Origin of the sequence: Achromobacter sp. B7 (assembly GCF_003600685.1) — a bacterium.
Lineage (GTDB): Bacteria > Pseudomonadota > Gammaproteobacteria > Burkholderiales > Burkholderiaceae_B > Achromobacter > Achromobacter spanius_B.
Genome location: NZ_CP032084.1, coordinates 1,716,744 through 1,728,922, shown reverse-complemented (window position 1 = coordinate 1,728,922; position 12,179 = coordinate 1,716,744). Strand labels below are relative to the sequence as shown.

General features: G+C 63.7%; 11 protein-coding genes and 1 tRNA gene. 5 read left to right on the top strand and 7 right to left on the bottom strand.

Going from position 1 to position 12,179, the window contains the following annotated elements; translation table 11 throughout:
• Positions 1-150: 150 nt before the first annotated feature.
• From egtD to DVB37_RS07790, 3 genes are all read left to right on the top strand, one after another.
• The gene (gene egtD, locus DVB37_RS07800) at positions 151-1,128 is read left to right on the top strand and encodes an L-histidine N(alpha)-methyltransferase (RefSeq protein WP_120154526.1); all 978 of its coding nucleotides are present in this window, start codon (positions 151-153) and stop codon (positions 1,126-1,128) included.
• A 35-nt stretch (positions 1,129-1,163) separates the two neighbouring features.
• Positions 1,164-2,480 (top strand): ergothioneine biosynthesis protein EgtB, encoded by a 1,317-nt coding sequence (gene egtB, locus DVB37_RS07795; protein ID WP_120154524.1) that lies wholly within the window; start codon positions 1,164-1,166, stop codon positions 2,478-2,480.
• 137 nt (positions 2,481-2,617) lie between these two features.
• Positions 2,618-2,694, top strand: a tRNA-Met gene (locus tag DVB37_RS07790).
• A gap of 155 nt (positions 2,695-2,849) precedes the next feature.
• On the opposite strand, the gene DVB37_RS07785 is transcribed toward DVB37_RS07790, so the two are convergent.
• From DVB37_RS07785 to DVB37_RS07775, 3 genes are all read right to left on the bottom strand, one after another.
• The gene (locus tag DVB37_RS07785; RefSeq protein WP_046805509.1) at positions 2,850-3,758 is read right to left on the bottom strand and encodes a hypothetical protein; all 909 of its coding nucleotides are present in this window, start codon (positions 3,756-3,758) and stop codon (positions 2,850-2,852) included.
• A 201-nt stretch (positions 3,759-3,959) separates the two neighbouring features.
• Entirely contained in the window at positions 3,960-4,151 is a 192-nt protein-coding gene (locus DVB37_RS07780; protein WP_046805510.1) for a hypothetical protein, read from the bottom strand.
• A gap of 193 nt (positions 4,152-4,344) precedes the next feature.
• Positions 4,345-4,596: a hypothetical protein gene (locus DVB37_RS07775; RefSeq protein ID WP_046805511.1), complete on the bottom strand. Its 252-nt coding sequence runs from the start codon at positions 4,594-4,596 to the stop codon at positions 4,345-4,347.
• Positions 4,597-4,857: 261 nt separating this feature from the next.
• Between DVB37_RS07775 and DVB37_RS07770 the strand changes: the two genes are divergently transcribed.
• Positions 4,858-5,049 carry a hypothetical protein gene (locus DVB37_RS07770; RefSeq protein WP_046805512.1) on the top strand — a complete coding sequence of 64 codons (192 nt, stop codon included), beginning with the start codon at positions 4,858-4,860 and terminating at the stop codon, positions 5,047-5,049.
• A gap of 33 nt (positions 5,050-5,082) precedes the next feature.
• On the opposite strand, the gene yddG is transcribed toward DVB37_RS07770, so the two are convergent.
• On the bottom strand, positions 5,083-5,988 hold the full coding sequence (gene yddG / locus DVB37_RS07765; RefSeq protein WP_120154521.1) for an aromatic amino acid DMT transporter YddG: 906 nt from the start codon (positions 5,986-5,988) through the stop codon (positions 5,083-5,085).
• A gap of 444 nt (positions 5,989-6,432) precedes the next feature.
• Positions 6,433-8,007, bottom strand: coding sequence for a sensor domain-containing diguanylate cyclase (locus tag DVB37_RS07755; RefSeq protein WP_104143248.1), 1,575 nt, complete (start codon positions 8,005-8,007; stop codon positions 6,433-6,435).
• A gap of 260 nt (positions 8,008-8,267) precedes the next feature.
• Here DVB37_RS07755 and DVB37_RS07750 point away from each other — a divergent pair, with 260 nt between their 5' ends.
• Complete coding sequence (locus DVB37_RS07750) at positions 8,268-10,205, top strand: DUF4153 domain-containing protein (protein WP_120154519.1); 1,938 nt, start codon at positions 8,268-8,270, stop codon at positions 10,203-10,205.
• A 44-nt stretch (positions 10,206-10,249) separates the two neighbouring features.
• Here the strand turns inward: DVB37_RS07750 and DVB37_RS07745 are convergent, their stop codons facing one another.
• Positions 10,250-11,341, bottom strand: coding sequence for an AI-2E family transporter (locus DVB37_RS07745; protein ID WP_046805517.1), 1,092 nt, complete (start codon positions 11,339-11,341; stop codon positions 10,250-10,252).
• Positions 11,342-11,408: 67 nt separating this feature from the next.
• Positions 11,409-12,113: a DUF3053 family protein gene (locus DVB37_RS07740; protein WP_120154517.1), complete on the bottom strand. Its 705-nt coding sequence runs from the start codon at positions 12,111-12,113 to the stop codon at positions 11,409-11,411.
• Positions 12,114-12,179: the final 66 nt, after the last annotated feature.

Sequence of the window (12,179 nt, the reverse complement as noted above, 5' to 3'; positions counted from 1 at the left end):
GGCGGGCGGCATCCCTGGTTCGGCCCGCTGCTTCGATTTCGTAAAAGTCCATTGCATTCAGCGGCTTAGCGCTTGACACCGCAGCCCCCCTGGCCGCCACAATAACCCCCTTGCAATGCGCTTCAACTGCCTCAAAAAAGGAATGAACGCATGGTTTCCCCTTCTGCAATGCTTGCCCCCGCGGCGCCGTCTTTCGTGGCGCACGAGGCCCAGGCCCCCCGTCCCGAACAGGCAGAGCTGCGCGACGGCTTGCTGGATGATCCGGCGCATATCGACCCCAAGTTTTTGTACGACGCGCTGGGTTCGTCGCTGTTCACGGCCATTACCCAACTGCCCGAGTACTACCCGACGCGCTGCGAAGCCGAGATTTTTCAGAATCACGCCCACGACATCGCACGCCACATCGGGCCGGTGCAGTCGATGATCGATCTGGGCGCGGGCGATTGCGTCAAGGCCGAGCGCCTGTTCGCGCGCTTACGCCCCAAGCACTACATCCCCATCGATATCTCGGCCGATTATCTTCAAGCCGCCGTGGAACGCCTGCGCTTGTCGTACCCCGACCTGGAAGTGACTCCGGTGGGCCAGGATTTCTCACAAATTCTTGCGTTGCCGGCGGGCGTTCCGCCTGCGCAGCGCCTGTTCTTCTACCCCGGCTCCAGCATCGGCAACCTGAATCCGGACAGTGCGCTTGCCATGCTCAAGCGCATCCGCGCGCAATGCGCCGGTGGCGGACTGCTGGTGGGGGTAGACCGGGTCAAGCCCAAGCAGGTGCTTGAGCCCGCTTATGACGATGCACTACACCTGACCGCGGCGTTCAATCTGAACTTGCTGCGGCACGTGAACAACGTGCTGGACAGCGATTTCGACGTGGCCGACTGGCGCCACGTCGCCCTGTTCAACAGCGCCCGGTCGCGCGTGGAAATGCATCTTGAAGCGCTACGCGCGGTGCGCGTGTCGTGGCCCGGGGGCCAGCGCGAATTTCGCGAAGGCGAACGCATCCATACCGAAAATTCCTACAAGTTCACGCCGCAAGCGTTCTCGGACCTGCTGCAACGCGCCGGCTTTGGCGACATTGCCCACTGGTCGGATTCGCGCGGCTGGTTCTCGGTTTTCAGCGCCCGTGCATGACGCGGGCAGTTCATCAACGCCACTGGAGGATCGCCATGGAACCTGCCTGCCTGCTGACTCACCCCGCCACCGGACCCTACGCAAGCGGGCAGGCCGGCCAGCATGACCGCTACGACGCGGTGCGGTCCACCAGCACCGCGCTTGCAGCGCCGCTCAGTCCTGAAGATTGCCAGGTGCAGTCCATGCCGGACTGTAGCCCCGTCAAGTGGCACCTGGCGCACACCACCTGGTTTTTCGAAACCTTCCTGCTGACGCATTTCCACCCGGCCTACAGCGTGTTCCACCCGCAGTACCGGATGCTGTTCAATTCCTACTACAACGCCATCGGCGCCAAACATCCGCGACCGCAGCGGGGGCTGTTGTCGCGCCCTGCCCTGTCCGAGGTCCAGCAATATCGGCAGCATGTCGACGCGGCCATGCACGACCTGATTTCGCGGCTGGGCGGCAATGATCCTGCGTTTGATGCCCTGCTTGAACTGGGCTTGAACCATGAACAGCAACATCAGGAATTGATCCTGACCGACCTCAAGCACATGCTGTCCTTCAATCCCCTTAAGCCCGCGTACGTGGCGCCGGGCTCGCCCGCACTGCCACCGGCCACGCCGGCCGGGTGGACGCGCTATGGCGGCGGCATTACGCGCATTGGCCACGACGGCCGAGGTTTTGGTTTTGACAATGAAGGCCCGGCGCATGAGGTGCTGCTGGGGCCTTACTACCTGGCCGACCGCCTGGTCACCCAACACGAGTTCCTGGAATTCATCCGCGACGGCGGCTACAAGCGGCCCGAACTGTGGCTGTCGGCAGGTTGGGACCGCGTGTGCGCCGAGGGCTGGCGCGCGCCGCTTTATTGGCAAGGCCAACGCGACGACTGGCAGGTCTTCACGCTACGCGGCCTGCGGGAAGTGGAATTGCAGGCGCCCGTCACGCACGTCAGCTACTACGAAGCCGATGCCTATGCGCGCTGGGCCCGGGTGCGCTTGCCGCGCGAAGCGGAGTGGGAACACGCCGCGCGCCAGCAGACCGACCCCGTGTTTCCCGGCCGCGCCAACATGCTGGAAAACGGCCACCTGGACCCGCGTCCCGCGCCCGCGCGCAACGCGTCCGGCGGACCGGTCCAGCTATTTGGCGACGCCTGGGAATGGACGGCAAGTTCGTACGACGCCTATCCCGGCTACAAGCCCGACGCAGGCGCGGTGGGCGAATACAACGGCAAGTTCATGTGCAACCAATACGTGTTGCGCGGCGGCTCATGCGTGACGCCGCGCGACCATGTCCGGGCCAGCTACCGCAACTTTTTCCCACCGGAAGCGCGCTGGCAGTTTTCGGGTATTCGGCTGGCCAGGGATGCGTGAAAAGGCACGCTGATTTTTCGCTTGCCGCCCGCTTGCACGCGAAAAAAGTTTTATGCTAGAATTTCGTTCTTCGTTGATCAGCGACACGGATTTGGAAACAAACCGGGCACTGAAAAACGGGGAAAGCAGGACAAGTTGGCGCATTAGCTCAGCCGGTTAGAGCGACGGAATCATAATCCGCAGGTCCCCTGTTCGAATCAGGGATGCGCCACCAAGAATTTAAAAAGGCCCTCACTTCGGTGAGGGCCTTTTGCATTGCAGGACTGCGGCCGGGGCGGGGGGCTTAAGCGCTGCCCCCCCTTGCGCAAAATTAGCGCAAAGCGCCCGGGGCGCTTCCGCCTCCGTCTGCCCCGTCCGCCTGCTTCTGCTTTACAGCTTGCGAAGCGTATCGCGACGCTTTCCGCCCCAGGTTGCGGCCAGGCTGGCGACGAAGGCGCCGATCAGCATCGATGCGAAGCCCCACAGCGCGAACGCGGCGGCTGCCTTGCGCGCCTTGTCGGCCGCTTCCTTGGCCTTTTGCTTGGCGTCTTCGGCGGCCTTTTTGGCGTTGGCGATGGTCTGCTCGACACGGCGCTGCGCCACGGCAGGTTCCTGACCGGTTTGCGCGGCCACGACCTTTGCCACGTAGTCGCGGTCTTCGGGCGTCATGTCACCACGCGCCAGGCTCATGGCCACGATGCGGCCGACTTCCGTGCGGGCGGCGTTACGGTCGCCGGCCGCTTCGGGCCGGTCCGAACGCAGCAACGTATCGGTGAAGTACTCCGTTGCGCGATCCATGCCACCGCCGCTGGCGCCGGCCGCGGCCGTGGCCGTCACCGCCGTGCCTGCACCGGCAGCCACCGACGCGCCCGCCTTGGCCGCGCCGGACGCCAACGTGGCAATGGCCGAACCCAGCAAGGCCGCGCTGACAACCGCGCTCAGTGCCCACACCAGAAAGCCGTGGGCCGTGTCGCGAAAATAGATCTCGTCGGAATGCACGTCCACCCACTTGGTGCGCAGGCGCCCCGCGACGTAGCCGCCGATACCGTACGACACGATCTGCGTGAACAGCATCCACGCAATGATGCTGATGCCCACGGCGGGCGCGGACATGCCCTCATCGCCCCAGGGCGACACCGACAGGAAGCCCAGGCCGGTACCGCCGGCAAACAAGGCCAATGACAGCGCCGCGGCGATTACGGCACCCGCGAATACCGCGGCCCAGGACACCGCCGATATCGCCGACTCGCGTGGCGGCACGGCGCCGTAGGGTTGGCTCAAAGATGATGCGTTTTCCATGGTGATTCCTTGTTCATTGTTATTTCACGCCGGCTGCGTGCAACGCCGCACCGACGCGGATGCACGAGACGGCCAACCGGCATCAATGCCAGAAAAGCGCCAGCAGAATGATGATGGGAATAGGCACGCCAAGCAGCCAAAGCAAAATGGAACGCATGACAGACTCCTTCTCAGGGTTATCGAAAAAAGTGGACGTGGCGCTCAGGCCAGGTCGATCGCGCCCGGCATGCGGGGGTCCGGCGCAGGCGGTGTGGGGTCCTGCAGCGGCGGATCATCCGGGGGCTGATTCGGGTCCGACAGGGGATCGTCGGGCGGCAGGTTGCCGGGCAACGACGGGTCATCCGGCGGCAGATCGTCCGGCAAGCCGGGCTCTCGATGCGGGGACTGGGGCATGATCGGTTCTCCTCTGTGGCGCAAAGTGCACCGCCCTGCCCTTCAGCAAGCGGCGTTCCCGGCACCGGCAACGTCCCACCACCCCGTCCCCGCCGTACCCGCCCTACGCGTCCTCCGCTCCCATTAGCCATTACCACCGCGCGCAAAAAAGCCCTCTTGCGAGGGCTTCCGGTCATTCAACAGCGAGGCGGCTTCACGGCTTGGGTTTGCCGTCCCGGCTTATCGCCACGGCATTATTTCCGTCTTTACCCAGGATTTTCATGATTGCGGCCTTACCGGCAACCGAAGCTTCATCCTGGCTGCCATATCGCTTTTCAGAATAATTGGTGCTGTGCACATTGCCGGTTTCGGGATCCAGCAACGTGATGATCCAGGCGAATTCGCCCGGCAGCAGTTGCCTGACTTGAAGCGTGGCACGCGTGCCAGGGCGCAATCTGTTCGGCATGTTGCCGCCTTTTCCAGGATGGGACGCCGCCATCGTAGCGCAAACCGTGGATGCATGAAGCCCTTGGCGTACACCGTTTGAATTGCTGCAACCGCACACGAATTCATGCTGCGGACCGCGCGGCAAAAACGCCACACCGAGATCCCCGCGCCAGGAAAACCCTAGGGCCAAGTCCGCAAATACAGGCGCACAATCAGTTCACACATACAGACCGTACAACGCGGCGCCGAATCCCTTTAATCAGGCGAGGACGGAGACAACATGACTTACGTAGCAGTGGTAATGAGCTGTTTGATGGTTATGGGTATCGTCGGATTAGTGGTTCAAACGATTCGAAGCGCGGGCCCCGAGCCCTGGCTGAAGATATCGGCGGCGATTGTCAGTTCAACTTTTGCGTCGTTGTTGCTTATCCCGTTGGGATACGCGGTGGCGCAATCCATGCTGATCGACTGATTGTTTTTAACCTTCGGTAATCGCCGCCCCGGGCTACACGCCCCGAGCGGCTTTGCTTTTCGTTGCTGCCCAACACAACAAAGAGCCCGCTGTGACCATCGCCACTCCTTGCCAGAATGACGCGGTCAAGCGGGTAGACAGCCATACGGCTGCGAAAAAGGTGGACAGCACCGGAGTGAAATAGGACGCCGTCGCCAACAAGGTCAAGTTGCCGTTCAGTATGCCCACGTTCCACAGCGCGTAACCGGCAGCCATTGCACCGCCGGTAATAACGAGTTCAAGCGTGGCGGGCACGGTAAACGCCAACGGCGGTTCGGCGCTGAATCCGTACTTGGCCCACAAGGCTGCCGCCGTCAGCATGAAAAACAAGGTCACGCCGTTTTTACCGTCGGCATATCGTTTGGTCACGTTGCAATACACGGCCCAGATAATGGCGCCGCCCAATGCCAATCCATAACTCAGGGGGTTGCTGGAAATGTTTGCCAGTGTGCGTTCCCAAGACAGGCTTGATCCGCCCACGACCCACACGATGCCGCATACCGACAGCAATATGCCGGGCACCACCCAGGCATTGGCGCGCTGCCCGTTCATGGCAATGGCGAACAGCACAGTCAGGCAAGGCCAAAGATAATTGACGATGCCCAGCTCGATAGCTTGGGCGCGGTCCAGCGCAAACCCCAGGGATAGCGACAGGCAGATCTCATACGCAACGAACAGCATGCTGCCCACCCAGAGATAACGCCTCGGAAAACTCCGTAACGTCGGAAACCCAAGCAGACACACAAGGAAGGCTGAACCTACCGTATAAATAAGCGCGGCGCCCCCGACGGCGCCGAAATTCTCACTGACGCCGCGAATCAGGCCGACGACCGTGCCCCAAAGCAAGATCGCCAGCAGACCGAAAAATGTGGCCGTATTCCGGCCGGGAGAGAATCGCATTACCGTTTCCGCTAATTTGCTTGATGCCCCTCGTTTGGCACCCGAGCGGCGGCAGGCGGGCAGTGTAGCGAAAACCAATCGTTATCGTAGTGACCGACCGGGGCGGCCAGTACCGCGCCGGGATACGCGACAGACCCACTGAAACATCAAACAAGAGGGAGTATCAGCGGCATGGCCATTTCCATACGCAGATTGAGCGATGTGCTAGCCAGCACGGAGTCGGGCCGGCTTTACCGGATCGAAGTCTTCTTGCAAGCGGATACGCCCGGTGCGTCCGGCCCGCCCCTGCTTGCGACGTCCCGGTACATCCTCAGAACCTCTGAGGGAGAAGGCGTGATCGCCCTGGGTGAGCGACGATATCAGTTGAATTCCGGCGAGGTCCTGACGGCGCTGGCGCCCCAGCAACCGCCGCGGCCTGATGCGTAAACCGCCTGGCGCCCCGCGCTAGCGATCCCACGCCACCCGCCGCTTGCCTTCGCCTTTGGCCTTGTAGAGCGCCACATCGGCGCGCTCAAGCAGCTGCAACATCGTAATACCGGAGTCGGGATAGACGGCAATACCCACGCTGGCCGACACGCCCACGCTGATGCCCGGATAGGGCAAAGACAAGCTATCGACCAGCGCCTCGGCCACGGACTGTGCCTGTTCCTGGCCCACTCCCAGCAGCAGCACCGCGAATTCGTCGCCGCCCAGCCGGGCTGCCACATCGGACACGCGGATCGCGCGCGCCATGCGGTCCGCGGCCTCTTTCAGCACGGTGTCGCCAGCGGCATGGCCGTGCAGGTCGTTGACCGCCTTGAAGCCGTCAAGGTCGATGGCCAGGATGGCGAAGGATTCGCCGCTGCGCTGCGCCACGGCTAATTCGCGCAGCACGAGCTCACCGAACAGCACCCGGTTGCACAGGCCCGTCAACGGGTCGTAGTGTGCCAGGTGCTGCGCGTGCGCCAGCATGCGGGACGCCTGCAACAACGCCGTGCCGACTTCCTCTGCCTCTTTGACGCTTGTGCCCGCCAGCTCGACGGTGCGCCCCTCCCCCAACGCCAACGCCGGCCCGACCAACCCCTGCACCGCAGACGTCAAGCGGCTGGCAAGACGCAACGCCAGCCACAGCCCCAGGCCGAACGCGAACAAGGTGCCCAGGGCAATCCAGGCAATCGACCGGTACAGATCCGTGGTGACCAGACTCATGGGCGCACCCGCCACAACCGTCCAGTCCGACAACATCGAACGGCTGAACGCCGTGTAGACCGGCGTGCCTTCCTTGGTGATGGATTCGAACGCCCCTTCGCCTTCCTGCTGCACGGCCTGCGCCAGCGCGGGCACGGCCTTCTGGCCGACGAACTTCGCGCCGTCGCGAGTGCGAGCGATGATTGTTCCCGAGCCATCCAGCACCGCGGCCACCCAGCCTTCGGGCAAGGCGCGCCGGGCCAGCGCGTGGCCGATACGGTCGGGGGACAAGCCCACGTTCAGGCTGTAAATCACATTGTCGGCCCGCACCACCGGTACACCCATCGCAATCGTCGGCTTCTTGCTGACGCCGCCGATGAACAGGCTGGTCAGCACCGGCGCCCGCGTAGCGAATACCCGTCGCAGGTCATCGGGCGCACCGCTCAGAGGCAATGGCGCGCCAAAGGGCGCCAGGGTATTGATCAGCTGGCGCCCGTCGTGGTCGGTCAGGACATAACTGTCCACGATCTGAAAACGCAACGAATCCCGCGCGCGCTGATGAAAACTGGCAAGGTCGCCGCTAAGCAGGTCTGGCGAGGTGGCCAGCATCTGCAAGCCGGCTTGAACGCCGGTCAGCTCGCGATCAAGGATGGCGGCAAGGTTGCGAGCCAGGAAAATCGTGTCTCGCAGGATCCGGTCTTTTTGGACGACGTAACTTTCGTACACCGCCACCGACGCCACGACCAGGGCCGGCAAAATACAGGCAAAGACGAGTGTCAGCAGACCGGTGCGCATTGAATACCGGTGTTGAGGGCGCGTCCGCACGCCAGGCAGGCTTTCGCCATCAGCCATCGTCTTCCCCCTTGGAACCATGCGCCTCCCGATACGTCCTGTACGGATCGCCGTCCGGTCAGGATGAAATTCAGAAATTATTGCAGAAGCCGCAACCGCACACTCCGCGCACAGACGCCTTTTCGGGGCGTTATCACGCCTTTGGCGCGCCACATCGCGTCCCCAATTTACTCCGAAAAATCCGCGCCCGCGACGATTTGATGGGGGCGAAACGCGTCTTGTCCGGGCGCGACAGCCAAGCTGTTGCTACTATCGCCGCCATGAACAATCCGTCCCTGAAAAAGACCGTCGGCGCCCGCCTGGACGCGGCGGATATTACCGTGCTGATCCATGGCGCCATCGCCGCGCTGCTGGGCGCGGGCATGCAGCAGTTAATGGCCCATCGGGCCTGGCCCTGGGGCCACCCCTTCGCCTTGTATTTCCTGCTGCAATGGCTGGCGCTGATGCCGCTTGCCGCAGCGTTGCTGTCGGGAATGAAAAGCCGTCGACGGTGGCTGACGGCGCTGGGCATCTTCGGCGTGTTGCTGCCGCTGGTCACTGCTTACGGCATGACCGCTGCCTTTGGATCCATGCCTGATGAACGAGGCGGCTGGGCGGGCCGTGGCGAGACGGCAATGGCGCTGTTGTTGGCGGGCATGGTCGGCTTTGTGCTGCTGGCCTTGGTGCAGGCGCTGGACGTTCACAGGCCTCGCTGGAACTACCCCGCCATTTTCCGCGCTGCATGGCGCAACACGGTCCACCTGGGCTTGAGCCTTGGCCTGGCGCTTTGCGTTTTCATGCTGATGGCGGCGGCCGGGGCGATGTTCGACATGATCGGAATCCGCATCGTGCGCAGTCTGGTCGAGGACGCGACGTTCCGCTTTGCCGTGTGGCCGATGGTCCTGGCCGCCTGCCTGGTCGGCCTGCGCCGCCGGCCGGCGCTGACGAACATCCTGCAACGCGCCTGGCTGACGCTCAATGCGTGGCTGCTGCCGCTGGTGACGGTAGTGGGCCTGGCCTTTACCGTTGCGCTGGCGGCAAGGCTGGCGCTGGGGCTTCAGGCCGTGCAATTATCCGCCGGCGCGCTGATCGCCTTTTTACTGGTCTGGATCAAGCTGATCAACGCGGCCTGGCAAGACGGTCCGCAAGCAGACCCGTTTGGGCCTCGGCTGCGCCGGCTGTTGCGCTGGGCGATGGTGTGTCTGTTGCCGTTGGCGGCCGTCGCCCTGACCGGCGCGGTAATTCGCGTCGAGCAATACGGCTGGACGGTGCTGCGCGCCTGGGGCGTGGGTGCCGCTGCGATCCTGGTGCTGTACGGGGTCGGGTATGCGTGGGCGGCGATACGTGGCAAACACCATCATGCGGCGCTTGCAGCCACCAATCTGGTCGCGGCATTGGCCACGGTGGCGCTGCTGCTGGCGCTTGCCACGCCGCTGGCCAACCCGCTGCGCCTGAGCGCCGAAAGCCAGTTTCAGCGGCTGGTGGACGGGCGCAAGGATCCGGAGGATTTCAGCTTTCATGCCATGGGCAGAGACTACGGCGTGTGGGGGCACGATGCCTTGCGCCGGCTGGCGGACGGCGCTGCCAATGCGCGCGACCCTCGTATTGCCGAAGCCGCCAAAGAGACGCTGCAAGGCGGATATTTCCGCTGGGACGCGCCCTTGGATCCCGCGCGGGATCAAGCCCCCGACCTTGCTGTAACGCTGGCCGTGACACCGGCCGGGCGCGACGTCCCGGTGGCGTGGTGGCGCACTCTGCGACGCGAACATCCCGCGTTGGCACGCGCGTGCGTGCCTGGTGCCCAGGCGCAGGCCCAGGCCCGTGCCGAAGCCTCGGCCGCCGCTGCGTCGGGCGCCGAAGCGTCGGGCGCCGATGCGTCGGGCGCCGCTGCGTCTACTGCCGAGGCACCGCCTGTGTCGCGCTGCCGTGTCATCTTCGCCGACCTGACGGGTGACGGCGCGGACGAACTGGTTTTGTACGTGGCGCCGCAATCCGACACAGACTACCCGGGGCCGGACCGCTTCAGCGCGTTTACGCTGGATGCGGCCGACCAATGGCGTTATCTAGGCGACCTGCACGCCGCCAGCTTTGAACAGCCCATGGAAGACGTCACCGGCGTGGACGATGTGGCGCAGGCGTTAAAGCAGGGGCTGGTGCGCACCCGCCCCCGAGCCGATCGCGACCTGCTCATTGGCGACCAGTTGCTACGTCTGCGTTGATGCAATGGCCAGCCGCCAGGCGCTAGTCGGCCAGCGCCGAATCGTTATTTCGGCGGCGCCACCGGCAGCTTGTCTTGCTGCTCAAGCGTGTTGTCGGTGGGCGAAAAAAGGTCCCAGCACGCCATGAACAGCGCGGCGATCAGCGGCCCGATCACAAAGCCATTCAGCCCGAACAGGGCCATGCCGCCCAACGTGGAAATCAGCACCACGTAGTCGGGCATCTTCGTGTCCTTGCCCACCAGGATGGGTCGCAGCACGTTGTCGACCATGCCGATGACCAGCACCCCGAATGCGATCAGCACCGCGCCCTTGACCACGGCGCCGGTCAGCAGGAAGTAGATCGCGACGGGCGCCCAGATCAGGCCTGCCCCGATGGCCGGCAGCAGCGACAAAAACCCCATGATCACGCCCCACAGCAGCGCGCCCTGGATCGACAGAATCGAAAAGATAATGCCGCCCAGCGCGCCCTGCGCGGCCGCCACCGCGATGTTGCCCTTGACGGTGGCGCGCACCACGGTCGTGAACTTGCGGAACAGATGTTGCTTGTGCGCGTCGCTAAGCGGCATGGCGCGCTTGATGCGCGCCGACAGCTCTGGCCCGTCACGCAGCAGGAAGAACAGCAGGTACAGCATGATGCCGAAGCTGATGACGAACTGGAACGTGTCCTGCCCGATGCTCAGCGCCTGGGTCGCAAGGAACTGGCTGGCCTGCATCGCGCCGGCGCTGAGTTTTTCTTGCAAGCTGGGAATATCGGCCAGATCGAAGCGCGCCAGCACGTCATGCACGGAAGGCGGCAACGCCGCCATGGCTTGCTGGAAATAGGCGCCGAAATTCAGTTCGCCGGACTTGATGCTCTGGTACAGGTTGGCGCCTTCGCGAACCAGGGACCCGGTAATCGCCACCAACGGCAGAATGACCAACAGCAACACGCCCAGCAATGTGATCAGCGCGGACAGATTGCGCCGCCCGCCCATGCGCTTGACCAGACGGCGCTGCAAGGGTCCAAAGATGATGGCAAGAATGGCACCCCAGAAAACGGCGCCGTAGAAAGGCCACAACAGCCAGCCGAACGCGATGGAGACCACCACGAGCAGGAGCAGAAAGGTTCTGTAGTGCAAGCTGGGTGATTGGCTCATGTTCCATTCCAGGCACGGCGATCGCCGCGAGACCGGCATTGTACAAAGCCCATGCACCGGCGCCCTGTCACTCGCCGCGCCGCGCGGCCAACAGGATCGTCCGGCGAGCCTGGGTCAAGGCGTCCGACTGTGCGTTCAGGCCTTGCAGGCGCAGGTTCAGTTCCTGTTGCAGAGTGGGCGTCGCCACGCGCGCCTGGTCGTCCACCAGCTGTATATCGGCGGCATTGGCGGCCACAAAGGCCCCAACGCCCAGCGCATCGCGCGCCACCGAATCCATTTTGGAAGCCGACCGCATGAGCTCGGTGGCGGGCCCGGTCACGGCCTCGTCATACACGCCGTCATACACCGGCGCCAGATCCGCCGGCAATTCCAATTTGGCGCGTGCGCTGTCCGCCTTCGCGCGGGCGTCCTCAAGCCGGCCGGCGCTGTCGGCAAGCGTCTTGCGCGCGGCCTCGAAACCGCTTTGACGCTGGACGATTTCACCGACGGATCGGATCGTTTCCAACTCAAGCACTGCGTGCATGTCCTGGGCCGACTTGGCCATTTTCTGCTGGAAGTCGGTGATGACTTCGTAGGCGTCGGCGTAATCGCCCACCGCTTCCTTTTCCGCCTTGCTCAGGGCGGGCAGGGGCAGCAGCGCATCGTTATTGACCCGCGCTTGCAGCAGCTGGATGAACGCCGCGCGCTCCTGGGGCTCTTTGTTGACGCACGCCGTTGCGAACAACAGCGACGCCGTTGCCAGAACCATCAGGCCGGCTCGCCACAGTGACATGCGTGTCCTCCTCGCCATAGCGGGTTGATGTATAGACCGATCAAAACCGCGCCGCCTTCGAAACGG

Coding starts and splice junctions, on each gene's coding strand:
- DVB37_RS07775 (WP_046805511.1), bottom strand. CDS start 4,596: ATGCCGAACAGATTGCGCCCTGGCACGCGTGCCACGCTTCAAGTCAGG.
- DVB37_RS07740 (WP_120154517.1), bottom strand. CDS start 12,113: ATGTCACTGTGGCGAGCCGGCCTGATGGTTCTGGCAACGGCGTCGCTG.
- DVB37_RS07785 (WP_046805509.1), bottom strand. CDS start 3,758: ATGGAAAACGCATCATCTTTGAGCCAACCCTACGGCGCCGTGCCGCCA.
- DVB37_RS07780 (WP_046805510.1), bottom strand. CDS start 4,151: ATGCCCCAGTCCCCGCATCGAGAGCCCGGCTTGCCGGACGATCTGCCG.
- DVB37_RS07745 (WP_046805517.1), bottom strand. CDS start 11,341: ATGAGCCAATCACCCAGCTTGCACTACAGAACCTTTCTGCTCCTGCTC.
- yddG (WP_120154521.1), bottom strand. CDS start 5,988: ATGCGATTCTCTCCCGGCCGGAATACGGCCACATTTTTCGGTCTGCTG.
- DVB37_RS07750 (WP_120154519.1), top strand. CDS start 8,268: ATGAACAATCCGTCCCTGAAAAAGACCGTCGGCGCCCGCCTGGACGCG.
- egtB (WP_120154524.1), top strand. CDS start 1,164: ATGGAACCTGCCTGCCTGCTGACTCACCCCGCCACCGGACCCTACGCA.
- DVB37_RS07755 (WP_104143248.1), bottom strand. CDS start 8,007: ATGGCTGATGGCGAAAGCCTGCCTGGCGTGCGGACGCGCCCTCAACAC.
- DVB37_RS07770 (WP_046805512.1), top strand. CDS start 4,858: ATGACTTACGTAGCAGTGGTAATGAGCTGTTTGATGGTTATGGGTATC.
- egtD (WP_120154526.1), top strand. CDS start 151: ATGGTTTCCCCTTCTGCAATGCTTGCCCCCGCGGCGCCGTCTTTCGTG.